Source organism: Dokdonella sp., from assembly GCF_036518555.1.
GTDB lineage: Bacteria > Pseudomonadota > Gammaproteobacteria > Xanthomonadales > Rhodanobacteraceae > Dokdonella_A.
Genome location: NZ_DATDMY010000328.1, coordinates 13,838 through 35,676, shown reverse-complemented (window position 1 = coordinate 35,676; position 21,839 = coordinate 13,838). Strand labels below are relative to the sequence as shown.

The 21,839-nt window shown below is 69.2% G+C and carries 19 protein-coding genes; 8 read left to right on the top strand and 11 right to left on the bottom strand.

Annotation, left to right across the window (positions count from 1 at the left end; all coding sequences use genetic code 11):
• Nucleotides 1-349 precede the first annotated feature (349 nt).
• The 4 genes from VI238_RS17470 to VI238_RS17455 are packed head-to-tail and all read right to left on the bottom strand — an operon-like array spanning nt 350 to nt 4,024.
• Nucleotides 350-1,147 (bottom strand): ABC transporter permease, encoded by a 798-nt coding sequence (locus tag VI238_RS17470; RefSeq protein WP_331653687.1) that lies wholly within the window; start codon nt 1,145-1,147, stop codon nt 350-352.
• Complete coding sequence (locus VI238_RS17465; protein ID WP_331653685.1) at nt 1,144-1,485, bottom strand: STAS domain-containing protein; 342 nt, start codon at nt 1,483-1,485, stop codon at nt 1,144-1,146. The genes VI238_RS17470 and VI238_RS17465 overlap by 4 nt, the downstream gene beginning before the upstream one ends.
• Nucleotides 1,482-3,230, bottom strand: coding sequence for an ATP-binding SpoIIE family protein phosphatase (locus VI238_RS17460; RefSeq protein WP_331653683.1), 1,749 nt, complete (start codon nt 3,228-3,230; stop codon nt 1,482-1,484). Before VI238_RS17460 ends, VI238_RS17465 begins: the two co-directional genes overlap by 4 nt.
• Nucleotides 3,227-4,024: a phosphatidylcholine/phosphatidylserine synthase gene (locus VI238_RS17455; protein ID WP_331653681.1), complete on the bottom strand. Its 798-nt coding sequence runs from the start codon at nt 4,022-4,024 to the stop codon at nt 3,227-3,229. The genes VI238_RS17460 and VI238_RS17455 overlap by 4 nt, the downstream gene beginning before the upstream one ends.
• Before the next feature lie 147 nt (nt 4,025-4,171).
• Between VI238_RS17455 and VI238_RS17450 the strand changes: the two genes are divergently transcribed.
• The 7 genes from VI238_RS17450 (at nt 4,172) to VI238_RS17420 (ending at nt 10,475) form a co-directional block, all read left to right on the top strand.
• Nucleotides 4,172-4,594 carry a DUF4124 domain-containing protein gene (locus VI238_RS17450; protein ID WP_331653680.1) on the top strand — a complete coding sequence of 141 codons (423 nt, stop codon included), beginning with the start codon at nt 4,172-4,174 and terminating at the stop codon, nt 4,592-4,594.
• Between the two features lie 160 nt (nt 4,595-4,754).
• Nucleotides 4,755-6,452, top strand: coding sequence for a proline--tRNA ligase (locus VI238_RS17445; protein WP_331653678.1), 1,698 nt, complete (start codon nt 4,755-4,757; stop codon nt 6,450-6,452).
• A gap of 145 nt (nt 6,453-6,597) precedes the next feature.
• Nucleotides 6,598-6,918, top strand: a complete 321-nt coding sequence (locus VI238_RS17440) for an H-NS histone family protein (protein ID WP_331653676.1) — start codon at nt 6,598-6,600, stop codon at nt 6,916-6,918.
• Nucleotides 6,919-7,094: 176 nt separating this feature from the next.
• Complete coding sequence (locus VI238_RS17435; protein WP_331653674.1) at nt 7,095-8,210, top strand: DegT/DnrJ/EryC1/StrS family aminotransferase; 1,116 nt, start codon at nt 7,095-7,097, stop codon at nt 8,208-8,210.
• Nucleotides 8,210-9,151: a glycosyltransferase family 2 protein gene (locus tag VI238_RS17430; protein ID WP_331653672.1), complete on the top strand. Its 942-nt coding sequence runs from the start codon at nt 8,210-8,212 to the stop codon at nt 9,149-9,151. The genes VI238_RS17435 and VI238_RS17430 overlap by 1 nt, the downstream gene beginning before the upstream one ends.
• Nucleotides 9,148-10,083 (top strand): WxcM-like domain-containing protein, encoded by a 936-nt coding sequence (locus VI238_RS17425; protein ID WP_331653670.1) that lies wholly within the window; start codon nt 9,148-9,150, stop codon nt 10,081-10,083. The genes VI238_RS17430 and VI238_RS17425 overlap by 4 nt, the downstream gene beginning before the upstream one ends.
• Nucleotides 10,084-10,118: 35 nt before the next feature.
• A complete protein-coding gene (locus VI238_RS17420) occupies nt 10,119-10,475 on the top strand; it encodes a GtrA family protein (RefSeq protein WP_331653668.1) in 357 nt (118 codons plus the stop codon).
• Here VI238_RS17420 and VI238_RS17415 read toward each other — a convergent pair.
• The gene (locus VI238_RS17415; RefSeq protein WP_331653667.1) at nt 10,453-12,753 is read right to left on the bottom strand and encodes a YfhO family protein; all 2,301 of its coding nucleotides are present in this window, start codon (nt 12,751-12,753) and stop codon (nt 10,453-10,455) included. The genes VI238_RS17420 and VI238_RS17415 overlap by 23 nt on opposite strands.
• Nucleotides 12,754-13,042: 289 nt before the next feature.
• Between VI238_RS17415 and VI238_RS17410 the strand changes: the two genes are divergently transcribed.
• Entirely contained in the window at nt 13,043-15,046 is a 2,004-nt protein-coding gene (locus VI238_RS17410) for an acetoacetate--CoA ligase (protein ID WP_331653665.1), read from the top strand.
• A 6-nt stretch (nt 15,047-15,052) separates the two neighbouring features.
• On the opposite strand, the gene VI238_RS17405 is transcribed toward VI238_RS17410, so the two are convergent.
• From VI238_RS17405 to VI238_RS17380, 6 genes are all read right to left on the bottom strand, one after another.
• On the bottom strand, nt 15,053-17,233 hold the full coding sequence (locus VI238_RS17405; RefSeq protein WP_331653663.1) for a hypothetical protein: 2,181 nt from the start codon (nt 17,231-17,233) through the stop codon (nt 15,053-15,055).
• A 26-nt stretch (nt 17,234-17,259) separates the two neighbouring features.
• A complete protein-coding gene (locus VI238_RS17400) occupies nt 17,260-18,420 on the bottom strand; it encodes a PLP-dependent aspartate aminotransferase family protein (RefSeq protein WP_331653661.1) in 1,161 nt (386 codons plus the stop codon).
• A 134-nt stretch (nt 18,421-18,554) separates the two neighbouring features.
• Nucleotides 18,555-19,925: a pyridoxal-phosphate dependent enzyme gene (locus tag VI238_RS17395; protein WP_331653659.1), complete on the bottom strand. Its 1,371-nt coding sequence runs from the start codon at nt 19,923-19,925 to the stop codon at nt 18,555-18,557.
• 139 nt (nt 19,926-20,064) lie between these two features.
• Nucleotides 20,065-20,280 (bottom strand): YdcH family protein, encoded by a 216-nt coding sequence (locus tag VI238_RS17390; protein WP_331653657.1) that lies wholly within the window; start codon nt 20,278-20,280, stop codon nt 20,065-20,067.
• Nucleotides 20,281-20,738: 458 nt separating this feature from the next.
• Nucleotides 20,739-21,413, bottom strand: a complete 675-nt coding sequence (locus tag VI238_RS17385; RefSeq protein WP_331653656.1) for a hypothetical protein — start codon at nt 21,411-21,413, stop codon at nt 20,739-20,741.
• Entirely contained in the window at nt 21,410-21,805 is a 396-nt protein-coding gene (locus VI238_RS17380; protein WP_331653654.1) for a DUF4398 domain-containing protein, read from the bottom strand. The genes VI238_RS17385 and VI238_RS17380 overlap by 4 nt, the downstream gene beginning before the upstream one ends.
• Nucleotides 21,806-21,839: the final 34 nt, after the last annotated feature.

The window sequence follows — 21,839 nt, the reverse complement described above, 5'->3', positions numbered from 1 at the left end:
TCTGCGCGCAGGAGCGCGCCGCTTTTCCGGGGCCCCTTGCAGCGGCGGTGGGCGACGGACGGATCAGCCCGCAGGGGCACGCGCAGGATGCGCGTGCGTTCGCCGTCGGCACATGGACGTGCCGTCGGCGAATCCCGGCCGGCGAACACGTACCCGCAGGGCAGGATGCCCGGAGGGCGCTGCTGCTTGGGGTGTCCTTTCTCTTGGTTACTTCTCTTTGGACAAGCAAAGAGAAGTAACCCGCTCGCAGGGATGCGAGCGGAAAACGCAGGGATGCGGGTCGGTTCTCGCAAGAGCCGAGTATGCGAGCGCCGGCTGCAATGACAAACGAGCTTTGTCTGAAGGCGGTTCATCGGTTGAGGAAGAACGAGAACACCATGTCGACGACGATGATCCAGCAGATCGACAGAACCACCGATCGCGTCGTCGCGCGGCCGACGCCCTCGGCGCCGCCGCTCACGGAGAAGCCCGTGCTGACGCCGATCAGCGTGATCAGCACCGCGAACACGACGCTCTTCGACAGGCCCTGCCAGAGGTCGCCGGTCGACAGCAGCGACAGCGTCTGCAGCAGGTACGCGGTCGGCGTCACGTTGAGCGCGGGTGCGCTGTACAGCGCGGCACCGAAGATCGCGACCGCATTCGCGAAGATCGTGAGCGCGGGCAGCATCACGAGCATCGCGACGAGCGCGGGCGCGACGAGGTAGCGCACGGGTTCGATGCCGATCACCGCGAGCGCATCGACTTCCTGCGACACCGACATCGAGCCGATGCGCGCAGCGAGCGCGGAGCCCGAGCGCCCGGCGACGAGGATCGCGGTGATCAGCGCGCCGAACTCGCGCGTGACCGACTTCGCGACCGCGACGACGACCTGCGACTGCGCACCGAACTCCGACAGCGAGGCGATGAACTGGATGCCGAGCATGAGCCCGACCGTGAAGCCGAGCAGCGCGACGATCGGCAGCGCGTTGGCGCCGATCTCGCGCATCTGCCGCACGACCGCGGCGAGCCGCACCGGCTGGCCGATGCGCCAGCCCGCGAACACGTAGTAGAGCGCTTCGAACAGCAATACCGCCGCATAGCCGACGCCGGCGACCGCGCCGAGCGTGGCGCGACCGAGGTCGCCGAGCGGGCGCGCGATCGCGTTCACGCGGCGGGCAGCGCGTCCGCACTCGGCACGAGCACGAACACGCGGTCGAGGCGCGCGAGCTCGAGCACCGCACGCACCGCGTCGCTTACCGCGACGAGCGCGAAGCGGCGCCCGTGCTGGCGCGCCTGCTGGAAGCCTTCGACGAGCGCGGCGATGCCGGACGAGTCGATGTAGCTGACCGCGGACAGCTCGACCCCGACCGGAACGCCGCCCGCGAGCGCGTCGAGCACCGCTCGGCGCACCTCCTGCGACCACGACAGGTCGACTTCCCCGCTGAGGCGGACCAGCACGTAACCGTCGCCATGTTCGGCGGCGACGCCATTCGATACCACGCTCATGCCTCGTTCGCCTCCCCGGCGATGTCGTCGATGCGTTTGTGCATGACCAAGCGATTGCCGCGACCGCCCGCAAGCGGCTCGACGCGCCAGTCGTCCATGACCTCGCTGATCAGCGCGATGCCGAGGCCCCCGCAGCGCAGCTCGCCGAGCGGCCTCGGGCGCAACGCGGCCGGGTCGGCGCACGGCGCGGTGTCGCGCAACTCGAACGCAAGCATTGCGCCGTCACGCGCGAGGCGCAACTCGATGTCGCCTTCGCAGGCCTTGCCGTAGCCGTGGCGGATGATGTTCGCGCACGCCTCGTCTACGGCTAGCACGAGCGTATCGCGCAACCGCGGCTCGACGCCGAGGCCGTCGAGCGTCGCGCGCACGGCACTGCGCAGGTCGCGCAAGGCTTCGGCGCGCGCCGGCACGCGCAGCTCCAGCAGCGCATCGGGCTGCTCGGCTCGCGGCGCCTCGACCAGCAACAGCGTGGTGTCGTCGACGAGTCGCAACTGCTTGAGGTCGGCGAGCAGCCCGCGCAGGCGCGGTTCGAGCGACCGGTGGGCATGGCGCGCGATCAGCGCGCGCACCCCGGCGTTGCCGATCGGCCGGCCCTGCGCGTCGCGCACGTCGGTCGCGCCGTCGGAGAACGCGTAGAACGTGCCGCCGTCGAGGGCGAGGTCCTGCTGCTCATAGGCGATCCCGGGCAGGATGCCGAGAGGAGGACCGCCCGACGCGTATTCATCGAACGCGTCGCCACGCTGCACGATTACGGGCGGAAAACCCGCGCCTGCGAAGCGCACGCGCGTCGCGGCGCGGTCGCAATAGCCGACCAGCGCGCAGACGAAGCGGCCGTCCTGGGTCGTCTCGCACAGTTCGTCGTTCGCGCGCGCGAGCCAGGCCGCAGGCTCGATCCCGTCCTTGCCGGCCCAGCGCAACAGGCTCGCCGCACGCACCATGAGCAAGGCGGCGTCGAGGCCCTTGCCGGAAATGTCGCCGACGACGAAGCCGACGCGACCGTCCGCGAGTTCGAAGTGATCGTAAAAGTCGCCGGAGATCTCGTGCGCGGGCCGGTTCACGCCGATGACCGGAAAACCGTCGCGGCGGCGATGCGGCAGCAGCGATTTCTGCAGCTTTCGCGCGAGATCGAATTCGCGTTTCAGGCGCTGCTGCTCGAGCAGGCTCGCGGCCATGCGCGCGCTGTTGATCGCGAGCGCGGCGGGCGCGGCGACGAGCTCGAGCAATTCCGCGTCGGCGCTCGAGAACGGCGTGCCGTCGCGGCGGTTGACGATCTCGAGCACGCCGATCGGCCCGGCGGCGGTGCGCAGCGGGGCGCAGACGAGGCTGCGGGTGACGAAGCCGGAGCTGTCGTCGGCGGCGCGCCAGACGCGCGGATCGCTCGCCGCATCGACGACGAGCTGGGTCGCGTTCTCCGCGACTGCCGTGCCGACAATGCCCTGGCCGACCGCGAGTCGCACCCCCGCGATGTCGACCGGACCGACGCAGATGCGGCAGTCGAGCACGAGCGTCGCCGGATCGAGCAGGAACAGCGACGCCGCTTCGACCTGCATGAAGTCGACCACGCGCGTGACCGTCTCGGACAGCGTCTGGCGCAAGTCGAGCGACACCGCGAGCGCCTGCGAAAGCTCGGCGAGGAACGCAAGCGTGCCGGCTTCGCCCGAGCGCGCTTCGGCGCCCGTGCGATGCGCCGCGCGCGCGCCGCCCGCGGTGCGCGCACCGGCGGTGCGGGCGCGCTGCGCCTTCATCCCTCGCTCCTCCCGCTGCCGCGCGACGCGCGTTCGCTGCGCTTGCGGCGCAGGCCCCAGAGCGTCATGACCGGGCCGGAGAGCACGTAAAGGACGGTGATGCCGAACAACACGCGTGGCGTGTCGACCGCGAGCGCGACGAGGATCAGCATCGCGGCAGGTATCCAGATGAACGGCACGCGGTCCGACTTCGGCCAGGCCTTGAAACTGAAATAACGCACGCGGCTGACCATCAGCAGGCCGGCGACGACCGCGACGACCGGCGTGACGAAATCCATCTCGCTCGCGCTCAGGCCGAGCCCGCCCGATTCGATCGCCCATACGAACGACATGCACAACCCTGCCGCGGCGGGGCTCGCGAGGCCCTGGAAGTAGCGCTTGTCGGCCACCCCGACCTGGGTATTGAAGCGCGCGAGGCGCAGCGCCGCGCAGGCCGCGTAGATGAATGCCGCAGCCCAGCCGACCTTGCCCCAGCCCGATCCGTAGGTCTTGAGCGCCGACAGCGACCACGTATAGAGCACGAGCGCGGGGGCGAGCCCGAAGCTGACGAGGTCGGACAGCGAGTCGTATTGCACGCCGAACTCGCTCTGCGTGCCGGTCAGGCGCGCGACGCGCCCGTCGAGGCCGTCGAGGATGCCGGCCACGAACACGGCGATCGCCGCATCGGTGTAGCGGCCGCCGATGCCGGCGATGATCGCGTAGAAGCCGGCGAACATCGCGCCCGTCGTGAACAGGTTCGGTAGCAGGTAGATACCGCGCGGCGGTTTGCGCGCGCCGGTCGAAGGAGCTTCCATGGTCGATCAGCGGCAGTGGTCCAAGGCGGCCACGAGTGTACCGTGATCCGCAAATCCGGGCGTTCTGGCTTGTAACGCGGCTCCAGTGGTGCTATCCAGTCGCCCGAGTGCCGCTCCTGACGGCGCGCTGCCGACGAAGGTCACCCGATGAAGTGCAATTGGCTCCTGCTCGCCCTCCTCGCCACCAGCGTGCCCGTGGCCGCCGGCGAGATGTATTCGTGGACCGATGCCAACGGAACCAAGCACTTCTCGGACTCGCCGCCGCCGGCGTCGGTCAAGGCGCAGAAGCTCAAGATGAAGGGCGGCGTCACCTCGAACGAGTCGACCGAGGAACAGGCGCCTGCCGCCGAAACCAAGAGCGGTGGCCCCGCGCTCGCGGCTGCCGCGGGCTACGCCGCCGAGGACATCAAGCGCAATTGCGAAATCGCGCGGCAGAACCTCGGCGTCGCCGAGGGCCGCAAGATCCCGGTCGACGCGCAGGGCTACCCGACCGATCTCGATGCGGCCAAGAGCCGGCAGCAGGAGATCGACAAGGCGAACCAGCAGATCAAGCTGTTCTGCACGCGCTGAGCGCATTCCGCTCGCGCACGCCACCCCTGCCACGATCCGGTTCGCAGCGGCGCGGCCGCGGGCCGGGCGGTCCCGCCCGTCACGCCGGGTGTCGCGACCTCGAAGCAAGCGGGTGACGGGCTGCTAGAATCGACGGTTCCGCCTCAGTCCCCGGAACGCCATGCGCCTGTCCCGCTTCCACCTCGCGACCGTCAAGGAAGTCCCCGCCGACGCGGAGATCGCCAGCCACCGGCTGATGCTGCGCACCGGCATGATCCGCAAGCTCGCCGCCGGCATCTACACGTGGTCGCCGCTCGGGTTGCGCGTGTTGTCGAAGGTCGAAGCCATCGTGCGCGAAGAGATGGATCGCGCGGGCGCCCTCGAGCTGCTGATGCCGTCGATCCAGCCGAAGGAGCTGTGGGAAGAAACCGGCCGCTGGGAGAAGTTCGGTGGGCAACTGCTGAAGATCAAGGACCGCAAGGACGCCTCGTACTGCTACGGTCCGACCCACGAGGAAGTCATCACCGATTACGCACGCAACGAACTGCGCAGCTACAAGCAGCTGCCGGTGAACTTCTACCAGATCCAGACCAAGTTCCGCGACGAGATCCGGCCGCGCTTCGGCGTGATGCGCGCGCGCGAGTTCCTCATGAAGGACGCGTACTCGTTCCACCTGACGCAGGACTGCCTCGCGAACGAATACCGCAACATGTACGACACCTACGGCCGCATCTTCGCGCGGCTCGGGCTCACGTTCCGCGCGGTGCAGGCCGATACGGGGGCGATCGGCGGCAACGCGAGCCATGAGTTCCAGGTACTCGCGGACTCGGGCGAGGACGCGATCGCGTTCTCGACCGGCTCCGACTATGCCGCCAACATCGAAATGGCCGAAGCGGTCGCACCTGCCGTTGCGCGCGGCGCACCGGCGCAGTCGCTCGAACGCGTCGCCACGCCGACGCAGAAGACGATCGACGAGGTCAGCGCATTCCTCGGCGTGAAACCCGAGCAATGCGTGAAGACGATCCTCGTGCGCGGCAGGGACGGCCTCGTCGCGCTGTGCGTGCGCGGCGACCACGAGGTCAACGAAGTGAAGGCGGCCAAGCTGGCCGAGTTGCCGGGCGAGTCGGTGCTCGCCGACGAAGCGGAGATCGTGCGCGCGACCGGCACGCGGCCGGGTTTCATCGGACCCGCCGGCCTGCCCGAGTCGATCCCGGTCATCGTCGATCGCAGCGCCGCGGTACTCGCCGATTTCGTCTGCGGCGGCAACCAGGACGGCACACATTGCCGCGGCGCGAACTGGGAGCGCGACGCGCGCCTCACGCGCGTCGCCGACATCCGCAAGGTCGTCGAGGGCGATCCGTCGCCCGACGGCCACGGCACGCTGAGGATCGCGCGCGGAATCGAGGTAGGACACGTGTTCCAGCTCGGCGACACGTACGCGCAGGCGCTCGGCGCGACCGTACTCGACGACACCGGCAAGGCGCAGGTCATGCAGATGGGTTGCTACGGCATCGGCGTGAGCCGCATCGTCGCCGCGGCGATCGAACAGAACCACGACGACGCCGGGATCATCTGGCCGGAACCGATGGCGCCGTGGCGCGTCGCGGTCTGCCCGATCGGGGCAGCGCAGAACGCGCAGGTGCGCGAGGAAGCGGAGAAGATCTACGAGGCGCTCGGTGCGCGCGGCATCGACGTGCTGCTGGACGATCGCGGCCTGCGGCCGGGGCCGATGTTCGCCGACATCGAACTCATCGGCATTCCGCACCGCATCGTCGTGAGCGAACGCGGGCTCGCCGCCGGAACGTTCGAGTATCGCCGTCGAGGCGAGAGCGAGAACCGCTCGCTCGCGCGCGACGAGCTCGGGCGCCTGTTCGACTGAGGCATCCGCACCCCGAAGACCCGCTCGCGCAAAGTGCGCATCCGATCACAGATCGGCGCGCGCGGCGCGGGCGCGTACACGTGTTTTGCTAGCATCATGGGTTTGTCGACGCCGGCAGCCACCGCGCAACCAAGGCGAAACAACCATGGCGATTGATCTCAAGTCGATGAACCATTCCCAGCTTTCCGAGCTCATCGCGCGCGCGCAGGCGCGCCAGCGCGAACTCGTGCGCGAGAAGGCGGCCAAGCTGCGCGACAAGATTCATGCACTGGTCGAGGCGGAAGGGCTCGGCATCGACGACGTACTCGGTGCGCGCGCCAAGCGCGCCGCGGCCGTGCGCAAGGTGAAGCCGAAGTACCGCAATCCCGTCACGGGCGAGACCTGGAGCGGTCGCGGCAAGCGGCCGCGCTGGTTCAGCGCGGCGCTGTCGGCGGGCAAGAAGGAAAAGGATCTGCTGATCGGCTGAACCGGGCAGCGGGACGGCTCGAGGACGCCGGCCGCTGGCCGGCGTTTTTCGTCGCGGCGGGCGGCGCGGTCGCGCGCAAGCCGTGCTGGCGGACATTGCCGCGCGTCTGGCAGAATTTCGCTCGCTCGCCGCGGCGCCGATGCCCCTCGGCGCCCTCGTCCGCTTTCGGCGCCCGCATGCCCACGCCCCCTCGCAGAGTTCCGTTCAACGCCCTCGATCGCCAGAACGGCGGAGATCTCGGCGCACGCATGAGCGAGGCCGCGCGACGAGTCATCGGCGGCGGCTGGTACGTGCTCGGCGCCGAGGTGGACGCCTTCGAGCTCGAATTCGCCGCCTACTGCGGGACGCGGCATGCGATCGGCGTGGCGAACGGCTCGGACGCGCTCGAGCTCGCGATCGCGAGCCTCGGCCTGCCTGCGGGCTCGGAGGTCGCGGTCGCGCCGAACGCGGCGATGTACGCGACGCTCGCGATCCTCGCCAACCACCTCGAGCCGCTGTTCGTCGATGTCGACCCCGTGCGCGCGACGGTCGATCCGCGTGCCCTCGCCGCCGCGATCACGCCGCGCACGCGGGCGGTCGTGGCGACCCATCTGTACGGCGCCCTCGCCGACATGGACGCGATCCTCGCGATCGCGCGCGACCGCCGCCTCGCCGTGATCGAGGACTGTGCGCAGGCGCACGGGGCCGCGCGCGACGGACGACGCGCCGGTGCCTACGGCACGCTCGGCTGCTTCAGCTTCTATCCCACCAAGAACCTCGGCGCCCTCGGCGACGGCGGTGCGGTCACGACCGACGACGACGCGCTTGCCGCGCGCGTGCGCCAGTTGCGCCAGTACGGCTGGAAGGAAAAATACAGCGTCACGGTCGCGCACGGACGCAACAGCCGCATCGACGAACTGCAGGCGGCGCTGCTGCGCCTGAAGCTGCCCCTCGTCGACGGGTGGAACGCGCGCCGGCGCGAGATCGCCGCACGCTACGTCGGCGGCATCCGCCACCCCGGCATCGAAGTGCCGCCGACAACCGGAGCGGACCACGTCGCACACCTCTACGTGGTGCGCAGCGAGCGGCGCGACGATCTCCGAGGGCATCTGGCGCGTTGCGGCGTCGGCGTCGACGTGCACTACCCGATTCCCGATCATCGCCAACCCGTATTCGACGGACGCCACGCGACCGTTTCGCTGCCGGTGGCCGAGCGCCTCGCGTGCACGTCGTTGTCTCTGCCGTGCTTCGCCGAACTCGACGACGAGGAAGTCGATTTCGTCATCGACGCCTGCAACCGGTGGGACGGCTGATGCATTCGCTGGTCATCCCGGTATACGGGAACGAGGCGTCGATCGGAGAGCTGCTCGACGTGATCACGCGGCTCGCGCGGCGGCTGCCGCAGCCGCTGGAGGCCGTATTCGTCGTCGACGGCAGCCCGGACCGCAGCCACGCGCTGCTGCGCGATGCGCTGCCGCGAATGCCCTTCCGTGCGCAGTTGTTGTCCCATTCGCGCAACTTCGGTGCGTTCGCGGCGATCCGCACCGGTCTCGCGGCGGCGCGCGGCGACGACGTCGCGGTGATGGCGGCCGACCTGCAGGAACCGATCGAACTGATCGAACGCTTCTACGACGTGCTCTCGCGCGACGAGGCCGACGTCGTCGTCGGCACGCGCATCGCCCGCGCCGACCCGTTCCTCGCGCGCATCGCCTCGTCGACGTTCTGGTGGCTCTACCGCCGCCTCGTGCTGCCGCAGATTCCACCCGGCGGCGTCGACGTGTTCGCCTGCAATCGCGCGTTTCGCACCGAACTGCTCGCCATGGGCGAAGCCAATACCTCGCTCGTCGGCCAGTTGTTCTGGCTCGGCATGCGCCGCGCCGTGCTGCCGTACGAGCGCCTCGCGCGGCGCCACGGCCGCAGTGGCTGGTCGTTCTCGCGCAAGCTCAAGTACCTCATGGACAGCGTGTTCGCGTTCTCCGATCTGCCGGTGCGCCTGCTCATCCTTGTCGGCGGGCTCGGCCTCGGCACCTCGCTGCTGCTCGGCGCCGTCGTCGCCGTCGCGCGCCTGCTCGGCTACATCACGTTGCCGGGCTACGCGATGACGATGCTCACCCTGCTTTTCTTCGGCGGCCTCAATACGTTCGGCCTCGGCCTCATCGGCGCCTACGTATGGCGTGCCTACGAGAACACGAAGCAACGCCCGCTCGCGATCGTGCAGCGCGCTCAGGATTTCACGGGGACGCAACCGGAATGAACCATTTCGTGCATCCGCAAGGCCTGTGCGAATCGACCAGGGTCGGCGCGCGCACGCGCGTGTGGGCGTTCGCCCACGTGCTTCCCGGCGCGACGATCGGCGAAGACTGCAACGTCTGCGACCACGTGTTCGTCGAGAACGACGTCGTCGTCGGCGACCGCGTCACGATCAAGTGCGGCGTGCAGTTGTGGGACGGCGTGCGCGTCGGCAACGACGTCTTCATCGGGCCGAACGCGACGTTCACGAACGACCGCTTCCCGCGCAGCAAGGCCTACCCGGAACAGTTCGCGCAGACGCTGCTCGAGGACCACGTGTCGATCGGCGCGAACGCGACGCTGCTGCCGGGCATCACGATCGGACGCAACGCGATGGTCGGCGCGGGCGCGGTCGTCACGCGCTCGGTGCCGCCGAATGCGATCGTCGTCGGCAATCCCGCACGCATCGTCGGCTACGTCAACGCGAAGAGCGAGGCTGCGGCGGCCGTCGATGCCGTGCCGCCGGAGACCGGCGTTCGCCCGCTCGGCGTAGGCGAGGTCGGCGTGCACCGGTTGCCACGCGTCGCCGACATGCGCGGCAGCCTCAGCGTCGGCGAGTTCGAACGCACGGTGCCGTTCGCGCCCAGGCGCTATTTCGTCGTTTTCGACGTGCCCGGGCGCGAGGTGCGCGGCGAACACGCGCACCGCGAATGCCACCAGTTCCTCGTCTGCGTGCGTGGCTCGGTGGCCGTGCTCGTCGACGACGGACTGCGCCGCGCGGAAGTGCTGCTCGATCGGCCCGACGTCGGCATCCACATACCGCCGATGATCTGGGGCACGCAGTACCGCTATTCCGACGATGCCGTGCTGCTCGTGTTCGCCTCGCACTACTACGATCCGGACGAGTACATCCGCGACTACGCGACCTGGCTGCTCGAGCGGGGCGGCGGACGGTGAGCGCGCAGCCGCCGCGGCGGCGACGCACCGCGGAGATGCTGCGCTTCCTCGCCGGCGGCGCCAGCACGACCGCGGTCTCGTATGCGGTCTACCTGGGGTTGCTCGCGCGCATGCCCTACGTCGCCGCTTACTCGATCGCCTATGCGGTGGGCATCGCGTGGTCGTACTTCGCGAACACATGGTTCGTGTTCCGCGAGCGCGCGAGCATCGGCCGCGCGCTCGCGTTTCCGCTCGTCTACCTCGTGCAGTACCTCGTCGGCTCGCTGCTGCTGTTCGTGCTCGTGGACGGCTTGCACGTGCCGGCCGCCTTCGGTCCGCTCGTCGTCGTCGTGCTCACGCTGCCGCTCACCTACCTGCTGTCGCGCCGGATCATCGTGCGCGGCTCGCGCTGACGGAGGGGCCGCGCCTGCGGCGCCGGCCGAGCCAAGGGGATACGCCACAGATCGTGACGACGAGCAGTCCGAACAGGCTCGCTGCGCTGCCGAGGCGCAGGCTGCGCGGCCGGAAGGCCAGCTCGACGACGCTTTCGCCCGGTGACACGACCACGCCCTGCAGCGCGTAGTCGACCCGCAGCAGGGGCACCGGTCGGCCGTTCACGGTCGCCTGCCAGCCCGGATAGTCCATCTGGCTCACGACGAGCACCGCGGCGCGGTCCGCGCTCGCGACGAAGCGCCAGTGCCCCGCGGACAACCGCTGCGACTGCACCGTGCCCGCCCGCCCCCAGGGCCGGTCGAGCGGCAGGTTCGACGCGGCGCCGGTTTCGACGAGCGCGACCGCGCGCGGATCGAACGGTCGCCCGAACGACATCACGCCACTCCTGATCGCGTCGAGGATCGCGGCGTCGTCGGCCGGTTCGATACCGCCGACGAGCCATGCGCGCCCGGCGAAGTCGACGCGTTCGAGCGCATGCGGGTATTCCGGCAACGCATGCGCGAGTGGACGCCAACGATCCGCGTCCACGACGTCATTCGCGGCGGGAGGTCCGCGCAGCATCCAGCGCACGGCGAGCAGATCCCACAACGGGGAATCCGCCGCAAAGGGCGGGTACACGCCGGTGACGCCGACTCCGGTCAGGTCTCCGAACCGCGTGGGCATCAGCGACACGTAGCCGCTCGCGCTCGGCAAGCCATAGAGCAGGTTGAGGTTCGGGACCGCGGGGCCCGAGCGCTGCAACGGCATCACGCGCGCACCGTCCCGCTGCGCATCGGCGATGAGCTGCCTCCACGCCGGCGCGGGAGGTCGTGGCTCCGAAGCCGTGTGTACGCGCCATTCGTAGAACCAGCCGAAACTCGCAAGATCGAGCGCGACGACGACCGCCAGCGCCGCGAGCGCGCTGCGCGGCCAGCGCGACACGGCGGCGGCCAGCGCTGCTGCCGCGCCCGCGAACACGATCGGTACCCAGACCGCCTTGTTGTGCAGGAAGGACGGGATCGCGACGTGCTTCGCCGCCGCCATCGCGACGATCGACGCATATGCGCCGTAGAGGACGCCGAGCACGACGAGGACCGAGGCCGTGGCGACGAGCAACGCCGCGCGCAGTCGTCGACCGACGATCTCGCCGCGCTGAAGCGCGCCGATCGCGTGGGCGGCGAGCACTGCGATCGCGAGGATGTAGACGAATCCGGCGCGCCCCAAGCAGCGGAAACTGCGCAGCACCGGCACATGGAAGCCGAGCCGGCCGACGGGCGTCGCGTCCGCCGTCATGTACGTGACGGCGAGGACGGCCATCGCGAGCCAGAACCAGGCATGCCGGCGCGTCGCCGGCGCCCACGCCGCGAGCGCGGCCAGCACGAGCGACGAAGCGCCGGCGTAGAACGACAACTCCGTCAACGAGGGAGCGCCGAATCCCGGCGCATACCCTCCGAGGACGTTGCCGAACAGGCTCGGGAACACGCCCATGAACAGCTGCAGCGTGGGCAGCGAGAAACTGATGTAGTTCGCGTACGTCCATTCGCCGCGGGCGGCGAGCGCGGTGAATTCGGCGAACGGCAGCAGTTGCACCGCCGCGATCGCGACGCCGGTCGCGACGCCGACCGCGCAGCGCAGCAGGAAGTGCGGATCCGGCCGGCCGAAGCGCTCGCGCAGCGTGATGCTGCGCCACGCGGCGTATGCGCCCGCGAGCAGCAGGCCGTACACCCATACTTGCGGATGTCCGCCTAAGAACGACAGCGCCACGCCGCATGCCACCGCCGGGACCGGCGCCCAGCTCCTGCGGCGCGCGAGGGCCTCGATGCCCCACAGCGTCAGGGGTACCCACGCCGCCGCATGGATGATCGACAGGTGGCCCAGGTGTGCGGTCATGAAGCCGCCGCCGCTGTAGACGAGCCCCGCGACGATGCCGCCGATCGATGATCCGCTCACGAGGCGGGCAAAACCATGGGCACAGAACGCCGCGATCACGTAGGCGCTGACGACGAGCGCGTTGTAGTGGCTGCCGAACAGACGCAACGGATACCAGAGGAAGTGCTGCGTGTCGGCGAATGCGGGGTAGCCCGCGAACAGGTCGTCGATCCACAGCGACCATCCGCGCGCGACCGCAGGCAGGTAGCTCACCGACCCGTCGCCCGGCGCGAGCAGCCGCCCGGAGACGAGCACGGGCGAAAAGTACGCGAGATAGAACACGACGAAGAACGCGAGCACCCACGCATGGCTGCGCAGCGTCGCCCGCATGTCGCGCGCATCGGCCCGGGGCCTTCGATCATCCGTGTTCATGTGGTCGCGCCCTCCCCGTTCATGGACCCGTGCAGTGCGGCGATCGGCGGCACGGATGCGGCATCGGCAAAAAGTAGCAGAACCCGCGCACGATTCGCGATGTCGCGAACGCAGCCGAATCGTCGCGGCACGCGCCGGCTCGCCGCGCCTGCCGCGCGGCTGGCGGGCCCGCGGCGGTTCGCCGATAATCGCGGGCCATACGCCCAGGCTCGCCGCCGGCGCGCGCGTCGCGTCCGGCGTTCGCGCGGTGGCCACCAACCCCCAGGCACGCATGACCTACGACCCGACGCCATCGATCGACAAGCCGGTGTGGGAACCGAGTCCGGAGCGCATCGAGCGCGCCAACATCAGCCGCTTCATGCGCTTCGTGCGCGAAAGCACCGGCAACGACGACATCCGCCGCTACGCGCCGCTGCACGACTTTTCGGTGCGCCATCCGGAGCGGTTCTGGTCGCTGGTGTGGGAATTCTGCGGTATCCGCGCCCACGGCGAGCACGAACCCGTCCTGGTCGACCGCGAGCGGATGCCCGGGGCGCGCTGGTTCCCGAACGTCACGCTGAACTTCGCCCAGAACCTGCTGCGCTTCAAGGACGACCGCCTCGCGATCGTGTTCCGCAACGAGTGGGGCCATCGGCGCGAACTCAGCTACGCCGAGCTCCACGCCGAAGTCGCGCGCGTCGCGCACGCGCTCAAGCGCGCCGGTGTCGGCGTCGGCGACCGCGTCGCCGGCTTCATGCCGAACATCCCCGAGACGATCGTAGCGATGCTCGCGACGACGTCGCTTGGCGCGACCTGGTCGTCGTGCTCGCCCGATTTCGGCATCCGCGGCGTGGTCGACCGGTTCGGCCAGATCGTGCCGAAAGTGCTGTTCACCGCGGACGCATACGGCTACGGCGGCAAGCGCTTCGACTGCCTCGAGAAGATCCGCGGCGTGCTCGACGAGGTGCCGAGCATCGAGCACCTCGTGGTCGTGCCCTACGGCGGCGCCCCGCTGCGCCTCGAGGGCCTGCGCAATGCGGTCGCCCTGGCCGACTTCTGCGGCGACGGCGACCACCCGCTCGAGTTCGTGCCGGTGCCGTTCGACCACCCGCTCTACGTGATGTACTCGTCGGGCACGACCGGCGTGCCCAAATGCATCGTGCACGGCGTCGGCGGCACCTTGCTGCAGCACCTCAAGGAACTCGTGCTGCACACCGATCTCAAGCGCGAGGACCGCCTGTTCTACTACACCACCTGCGGCTGGATGATGTGGAACTGGTTCGTCTCCGGCCTCGCGGTCGGTGCGACGCTCGTCGTCTACGACGGCTCGCCGTCGCACCCGGACGGCAACGCGCTGTGGGACCTCGCCGACGAAGTCGGCATCAGCGTGTTCGGTACGAGCGCGAAATGGCTCAGCGCGATCGAGAAGGCCGGCGTCAGGCCGCGCGAGACGCACAAGCTGCTGCAGCTCAAGACGATCCTCTCCACCGGCTCACCGCTCGCGCCCGAGAGCTACGACTACGTCTATCGGGACATCAAGGATCGCGTGCTGCTCGCGTCGATTTCCGGCGGAACCGACATCATCTCGTGCTTCGCGCTCGGCTGCCCCGTGCTGCCGGTGTACCGCGGCGAACTGCAGTGCCGCGGCCTCGGCATGAAGGTCGAGATCCTCGACGACGAGGGCAGGCCCGTGCGCGGCGAGAAGGGGGAGCTCGCGTGCACGGCGCCGTTCCCGTCGATGCCGGTGTTCTTCTGGAACGATCCGGACGGCGAGAAGTACCGCAACGCGTATTTCGCGCGCGTGCCCGGCGTGTGGTGCCACGGCGACCATGCGCTGCTCACGGAGCACGACGGCGTGATCATCTTCGGCCGCTCCGACGCGACGCTCAACCCGGGGGGCGTGCGCATCGGCACGGCGGAGATCTACCGGCAGGTCGAGCAGGTGCCCGAGGTGCTCGAGTCGGTCGCCGTCGGCCAGCAGTGGGGCGACGACGAGCGCGTGATCCTGTTCGTGCGCCTGCGCGAGGGGATCGTGCTCGACGATGCGCTGCGCGAGCGCATCGCGCGGCAGATCCGCGCGAACACGACCCCGCGCCACGTGCCCGCGAAGATCCTGCAGGTCGCCGACATCCCGCGCACGATCTCCGGCAAGATCACCGAGATCGCCGTACGCGAGGTCATCCACGGCCGTCCGGTGAAGAACACCGACGCGTTGGCGAATCCGCAGGCGCTCGACGGCTTCCGCAACATCGAGGGCATCGATCGGCCCTGATCCGCTTCAGGGCGCCGTCGGCTCGCCGAGGGCGATCGAGCTCAACTTGATTCCGAGCGTGCGCGGGTCGGCGGATAGTCCCATCTCGAGCGGCGATGTCGCGCCCTCGACGTCCAGGCGCACGCGCGTACCGGACGGAAAAGCCGCATCATGGAACAAGTGGAGCGTGTACGTCCGGGGGTCGGTCGTGGGGACCGTCCAGCGTCCGGCGTTCTCGCCCTCGATGCTCACGTCGACGACGATCGGCCGTTGCGCATCCGCCTTCAACGCGATCGCCGTGAAGCGCGCTTCGCACGGCGTCGAGCGGCTGCACTCGGGCGCGACGTCGATCCACAGTTCGGCCGATGCCGAACTCCAGGTGCCGGCGGACTCCGGTGCGTGCCAGCCAGCCCCGAGCATGAGCGGCACGCGCGGGTCGGCGTCCGTGAACGGGACGGTGTCGCCGCTCCGCAGCGGTGCCGAAGCCCCCTGCGCACCGCGCATCCAGAGAAACGGGCCCGGCCGCGTGCCCTGGAGGTCATGCCGTTCGGCAGCCACGAGATGGACGTTGTCGTAACGGCGATCGAGATCGCGCGCCACGGAAATCAGCGGTCCGTCGCAGTGCGCCAGCCAATCCCCGGGCGTGGTGCGGCGCATGCCCGCATCGAAAAGATGCGCGCCGTATTTGGCCCAGGCCAGCGCGAGATCGTCCGATGTGTCCTGCGGCCGTGCATCGATGCCGATGCAGGTCGGCAGCGGCCGCAGATGCTCGCGAACGTAGCTGGCGAGCACGTAACGACGGGCGTAAAGCTCGTGGCAAGGCAGGAGGAACTGCACGTACACCACGATCGTCGCCGCGGCGAAGGTCGCCGCTAGGAGGAGCGCGCGACGCCCGCCTCCACGGCCGAGCCACGCCAGACCCGCGACGACGGCGCCGAGCAGCCACCACATCGCGGCCGGGCCCGCTGGAGCCAGCGCCAGCTCCCATAACGCACTCACGTTGAGGGCATTGACGGGCGCATCGATGCCCGACACGAGAGCCGCTCCTGCAGCGGCCACGAGCATGCCCGGCAGGAGCGCGCGATCGAATCGGGAGGCGACCACGGCACCGATGGCGAGCGCCGGCATGAGCGCGCCTTCGACATAGCGCCCGTACATCCAGTGGTCCATCCGATCGCCGTGCAGCGCGGTGAACGACAGTGCGGAAAGCGCGAGGACGCCGAGCGGCGCGAGCACGGCGAACAGGAGGACGCACGTCTGCGGGTCGATCCTGCGCACGCACGCATCGCCATGGATGCGCTTCGCGACGAATACGGTCGCGTACCACGCGAGCCATGCGCTGCCGACCAGGACGTAGAACCCATGGCCGCCGATCCTGCGGGCGATCTCGACGAGACCGGCAAGCGACGTGAACGGCTGCAGCACGCTCGACATCGGCGGGTAATGCAGCAGCGGCGGGTATCCGTCCACGCTGAGCCGCGCGACCAGCCAGGGCTGGACGACCGCCGCATCGAGGACGAGCATCGTCCCAATGCAGGCGACGAACGCCGCGAACCACGTCCATTCGCGTCGCATGCCCGCTATCGCAGCGCCGATCGGCACGGCGGCCGCGAGCGTGCCGAGGGCGGTCGGATGCACGAAGTACAGGAACCCGCTCGCGAGGCCCCAAGCGAGCCAATAGGCGCCTCCCCCGCGGCTGACGCGCAGGCAGCAGAGCATCGCGAGGCAGAACGCAGGGGCCATGCCGTTCTCGGACATGGCCAGCGGCGAAAAAACGAACCAGGCCGGGTACGCCGCCGCGAGCGCGAGCGCGAGCAACTGGCGGCTGCGGCGTTCACCGGGGAACAACCCGCGCAGCAGCGCGTCGAGAATCAGTACGGACGAGGCGGCGAGCAGGATGTTGATCGCCTGCACGCCGCGATACACGGTGGCCGGGTCGTCGAACAGCGCGAACGCGGGCAGGATCAGCAGCGAGTAGCCCGCGTGGTAGGAGTTGGCACCGTCGAAGACGTATCCCGCCAGGGCGGCGGCGTTGGCGAGGTATCCGGCCTCGTCCCGCACGACGAGCACGGCCTCGAGGCGCCAGTCGAGCGCGACGCGCACGAGCGCGCCCGCGACGAGGATCAGGGCCAGGCCGAAGCGTTCCCAGGCGAGGACGATCGCGTCGGCAGCGGGTCGCGATCGCCGCCGCGCGTCGTCACGGTTCATCCCATCCGCGAGAACGCGCTCCCGCGTCACCGCAACGCCCGTTCGAGTTCCTCGCGCAGGTCCGTGACATCCTCGACGCCGACGGAGAGGCGGATCAAACCGTCGCTGATACCGAGCCGCTTGCGGTTCGCGGGCGGGATCGACGCGTGCGTCATGATCGCCGGGTGCTCGATCAGGCTCTCGACGCCGCCGAGCGATTCGGCCAGCGCGAACAGCTCGCAACGCTCGAGCACCTTGCGCGCCTTGCGCAGGCCGCCCTTCACTTCGACCGATACGATGCCGCCGAAGCCGTCCATCTGCTTCTTCGCGAGTACGTGCTGCGGGTGCGACTTGAGGCCCGGATAGATCACTCGCTCGACCGCCGGATGCTTCTCGAGCCATTGCGCGAGCGCGAGCGCGCCTTCGCAATGCGCGCGCATGCGCAGGTGCAGCGTCTTGAGTCCACGCATCGCGAGGAACGCATCGAATGGACCCGCGACGGAACCGACCGAGTTGTGCAGGAACGCCATCTGCTCGGCGAGCTCCGCGCTGCCGCCGACCACGGCGATGCCGCCGACGATGTCGGAATGGCCGTTGAGGTACTTCGTCGCCGAGTGCACGACGATGTCGGCACCGTGTTCGATCGGACGCTGCAGCATCGGCGAGCAGAACGTGTTGTCGACCACGAAGATGAGGCCGTGCTTGCGCGCGAACGCGCCGACCTTGGCGAGGTCGACGAGCTTGAGCATCGGGTTGGTCGGCGTCTCCGCCCAGATCATCCGCGTATTGGGCTTCAATGCGGCCTTCAGCGCCGCCGCGTCGTTGAGGTCGATGAAGGTGAAGTCGAGCCCTGCGCTGCGCCGGCGCACGCGTTCGAACAGGCGGTAGGTGCCGCCGTAAAGGTCGTCCATCGCGATCACATGACTGCCCGAATCGAGCAGTTCGAGCACGGTGCCGGCGGCCGCGAGGCCGGACGCGAACGCGTAGCCCTGGCGACCGCCTTCGAGGTCGGCGACGCAGCGCTCGTAGGCCATGCGCGTCGGATTCTGCGTGCGCGAATACTCGTAACCCTGGTGCACGCCCGGGCTCTTCTGCACGTAGGTCGACGTCGCGTAGATCGGCGTCATGATCGCGCCGGTCGAGGGGTCGGGGGACTGGCCCGCGTGGATCGCTCGCGTGCCGAGATGCAGTTGGTCGTGCTTTGCCATGGTAGGTCGTCGCCTGGTACGTGGGAGTCGGGAATCGGGTCGCCGTCAGCGTCCGCGGCATCGCTTCGAAGCCGCCGCGGCGCGGGAACCTGCGGCGAAACCGGCGCAGGCCGTCGTCGTCGCGAGGGGCCGCTTCATCCGGCCCGGCGCCGCAGGTAATTGAGGAGGTCGATGCGCGTGATGAGGCCGAGGAACTTCGGCCCGTCCATCACGATCGCGACGTGTCCGGCGCCGAATACGGGCATCAACGATTCGATCGGCTCCTTCACGTCGAGCACCTGCAGCTTTTCCACCATCGCGGTCGACACGCTGTCGCGGAACCTGGTCTCGTCCGCATGCACGTGCAGCAGCAGGTCCGACTCGTCGAGGATGCCGACGATGCGATCGCCGTCCATGACCGGCAGCTGCGAGACGTCGTAGAGCTTCATGCGGTTGTACGCGGTCACGAGGAGCTCGTTCGGACCGACCACGACGGTGTCGTGCTGCGCGTACGGGCGCAGGATGAGGTCGCGCAGGTCGCCGGTGCGCTGCCGCTCTAGGAAGCCGTTGTCGAGCATCCAGTAGTCGTTGTACATCTTCGACAGGTACTTGTTGCCGGTGTCGCAGACGAACATGACGACGCGCCTGGGCTGCGTCTGCTCGCGGCAATAGCGCAACGCCGCCGCGAGCAACGTGCCGGTCGAGGAGCCGCCGAACACGCCTTCCTTCGCGAGCAGCTCGCGTGCGGCGAGGAAGCTCTCCTTGTCGCTGATCGCGTAGGCCTTCTTCACGCGCGAAAAATCGCTGATCGACGGCAGGAAATCCTCGCCGATGCCTTCGACCATCCAGCTCGCCGACTTCGTCGACAACGTGCCCTCGTTGATGTACTGCGCGAGGATCGAACCGACCGGATCGGCGAGGATGAACTCGGTCTGCGGCGACGCCTTGGCGAAGTAGCGCGACAGGCCCGTCATCGTGCCCGACGAACCGCAGCCGAACACGATCGCGTCGACCTTGCCGTCGAGCTGTTCGAAGATCTCCGGACCGGTCGTGCGCTCGTGCGCGAGCGGATTGTCCGGATTGCCGAACTGGTTGATGAAGTACGCGCCCGGCGTCTCGCGCGCGATGCGTTCGGCGAGATCCTGGTAATACTCGGGATGCCCCTTGGCGACGTCGGACCGCGTGAGGACGACCTCCGCCCCCATCGCCTTGAGGTTGAAGATCTTCTCGCGACTCATCTTGTCGGGCACGACGAGCACGAGCCGGTAGCCTTTCGCCTGCGCGACCAGGGCGAGGCCGAGGCCCGTGTTGCCGGCGGTGCCTTCGACGAGCGTCGCACCCGGCTTCAGCTTGCCGGCCTTCTCGGCGCCCTCGATCATCGACAGGCCGATGCGGTCCTTGATCGAACCGCCGGGGTTGGCGCTCTCGAGTTTGAAGAAGAGTTCGCAGGTACCGGTGTCGAGGCGTTGCGCCTTGACCATCGGCGTGCGACCGATCAGCTCGAGTACGCTCTGGTGAATCGTCATGCGGGCTCCGCGTCAGGCGTCGCGGGCGAACCCGACGACGGTCCTCACCTCCGGTCGGAGGTGATCGCGGAATGATACCCGAGGGAGGGATGTCGCCGGCGCCCCCGCGTCCGCGGCAGCGCCGGCGACGGCAATCCGGTCAGTGCGCCGCGGCCGCCCACATGGACGTGAGCCTGTCCTTCGCGTGCAGCTTTTCTTTCTTCATGTTGTGCAGCGTGACGTCGTCCATCGGCAGGACGCCCAATTCGGCATCGCGCACCTTGCTGTCCAGTTCCTTGTGACGCTGGTACAGGCTGCGGAACTCCGCGTTGCTCTGCATCAGCGCTTCGACTTCTTTCTGGTTCTGCTCGAACATCAGCCAGCCTCCTCATAGTGCAAGGAACACGCACGCGGCGGCACGGCCGCACGGCCGTGCCGCTGCGGAGCGGGACGAGTTACCGCGGGGGTTGCGAGATGGCTCGAAAGAGCCGCCGTTACCGTGGACGCTGCGTCGAAGGTGAAGAGGAGATCGTCGGGCCCTGCTGCGGACGCCACTGCCAGGAAACGTCCGTACGCACGACCCGCGCCTCGGATAACCGAGGGAGTGCTTTCCTCTGTCGCTATCGATGCTGTCATGGGCTCAGGCCCAAGTGGGGGTCCAGGAAAAAACGGGCCACTTGGGAGATAGACGCTACTCCGATGCCCCTGCCTTGGCAACCGGAAAAATGCCCGTCGAGCCGTCCGCGACGGGCGCGAAGGCGCTCATAAATTTTTAACGCAAACAGAGAGTTGCACCATAATCAAGAAGATGCGACTGGCGCCTCGCTCGGGTGCTCAGTTCGACTTCGACGGCGCAGCCGGCTTGGCCTTGGGCTTCGCCTTGGGCTTGGTCTTGGGCGGGGCCGCGCCTGCCGAGCCGTCGCCCGACAGCGCCGCCTCGAGCTGCGCTTCCTTCTTCGCGAGCGCCGCCGCTTTCGCTTGCGCCGCGGCCATGCGCTTGGCCTGCTCGGCCTCCGCGCGTGCGGACTCGGCCGCCTGCGTCGCCTGCGCACCTTCCGCGCGAGCGGCCTCGGCATCGCGCCGCGCGCGCTCGGCTTCCTCGGCGCGGATCTGCGCCTGCAGGCGCTGCCGCTCGAGCTCGGCGCGCGCCTGCTCGGCGTCGCGCCGCGCGATCGCGAGCTGAAGGCGGTCGTTCTCGCGCTGCAACGTGGAACGCTGGTCGCCGAGCGCCTCCGCTTCGGCGTTCGCGCGCGCGCTGTCGATGCGACGCTCGGCCATGTAGATCCAGTGTTCCCGCTCGGCGCGCCGCGCTTCCTTGAGGTGGGCGAGCGCGAGGCGGGCACGATCCATCGCGACGGGCGCGTGCGTGCCGAGCACGGGGTCGGTCGCGAGCGCGTTGAAGCGGTCGAGCAGCCGCTGGTAATCGTCGTCGCGCGCGGCGACGCCGTCGGCCGCGGCGACGGCGAGCGAGAACGCGAACGCGCAGCGGGCGCATCGGGCGAAATTCATGGCTGCTCCTCCTGCAGGGCCGCGGGGTGGCTGTCGAGGTCGCCCTGCAGGTTCGCATTGTCGCGCGTGAGACGCTCGACGTCCGCGCGCGCCTTGGCGAGATGGGCCCGGGCCAGGGCGAGCTCGCTGTCGGCGAGTGATTCGGCGGCGAACTGCGCGGCCGCATCGTAGTCCTTGTCGCGCTGGGCGGCCTGCGCCTGGTCGAAATGGCGGCCGGCGGCGCGGTACTCGGCGGCCGCGAACTGCGGCGCGTCGGCCTGGCGGGCCGCGGAGAGCGCGCGCGAAGCCGCGTCCAGTTCGTCGAGCGGCGGCTTGGTGGGGCTGCACCCGGCAGCGAGCGCGGCGGCCAGAACCGCGACCCACGCATGGATTTTTTCGCGTGCTGGTGTCATAACGTCGCCGCTCGCCTGAAGAAGAGAGTCCGTA

Bases quoted from the DNA above. Each gene is read 5' to 3' on its own strand.
- VI238_RS17400 (WP_331653661.1), bottom strand. From the start codon at position 18,420: ATGGCAAAGCACGACCAACTGCATCTCGGCACGCGAGCGATCCACGCG.
- VI238_RS17435 (WP_331653674.1), top strand. From the start codon at position 7,095: ATGCCCACGCCCCCTCGCAGAGTTCCGTTCAACGCCCTCGATCGCCAG.
- VI238_RS17390 (WP_331653657.1), bottom strand. From the start codon at position 20,280: ATGTTCGAGCAGAACCAGAAAGAAGTCGAAGCGCTGATGCAGAGCAAC.
- VI238_RS17415 (WP_331653667.1), bottom strand. From the start codon at position 12,753: ATGCGGGCGACGCTGCGCAGCCATGCGTGGGTGCTCGCGTTCTTCGTC.
- VI238_RS17430 (WP_331653672.1), top strand. From the start codon at position 8,210: ATGCATTCGCTGGTCATCCCGGTATACGGGAACGAGGCGTCGATCGGA.
- VI238_RS17380 (WP_331653654.1), bottom strand. From the start codon at position 21,805: ATGACACCAGCACGCGAAAAAATCCATGCGTGGGTCGCGGTTCTGGCC.
- VI238_RS17420 (WP_331653668.1), top strand. From the start codon at position 10,119: ATGCTGCGCTTCCTCGCCGGCGGCGCCAGCACGACCGCGGTCTCGTAT.
- VI238_RS17460 (WP_331653683.1), bottom strand. From the start codon at position 3,230: ATGAAGGCGCAGCGCGCCCGCACCGCCGGTGCGCGCACCGCGGGCGGC.
- VI238_RS17395 (WP_331653659.1), bottom strand. From the start codon at position 19,925: ATGACGATTCACCAGAGCGTACTCGAGCTGATCGGTCGCACGCCGATG.
- VI238_RS17445 (WP_331653678.1), top strand. From the start codon at position 4,755: ATGCGCCTGTCCCGCTTCCACCTCGCGACCGTCAAGGAAGTCCCCGCC.
- VI238_RS17440 (WP_331653676.1), top strand. From the start codon at position 6,598: ATGGCGATTGATCTCAAGTCGATGAACCATTCCCAGCTTTCCGAGCTC.
- VI238_RS17455 (WP_331653681.1), bottom strand. From the start codon at position 4,024: ATGGAAGCTCCTTCGACCGGCGCGCGCAAACCGCCGCGCGGTATCTAC.
- VI238_RS17425 (WP_331653670.1), top strand. From the start codon at position 9,148: ATGAACCATTTCGTGCATCCGCAAGGCCTGTGCGAATCGACCAGGGTC.
- VI238_RS17465 (WP_331653685.1), bottom strand. From the start codon at position 1,485: ATGAGCGTGGTATCGAATGGCGTCGCCGCCGAACATGGCGACGGTTAC.
- VI238_RS17405 (WP_331653663.1), bottom strand. From the start codon at position 17,233: ATGAACCGTGACGACGCGCGGCGGCGATCGCGACCCGCTGCCGACGCG.
- VI238_RS17450 (WP_331653680.1), top strand. From the start codon at position 4,172: ATGAAGTGCAATTGGCTCCTGCTCGCCCTCCTCGCCACCAGCGTGCCC.
- VI238_RS17385 (WP_331653656.1), bottom strand. From the start codon at position 21,413: ATGAATTTCGCCCGATGCGCCCGCTGCGCGTTCGCGTTCTCGCTCGCC.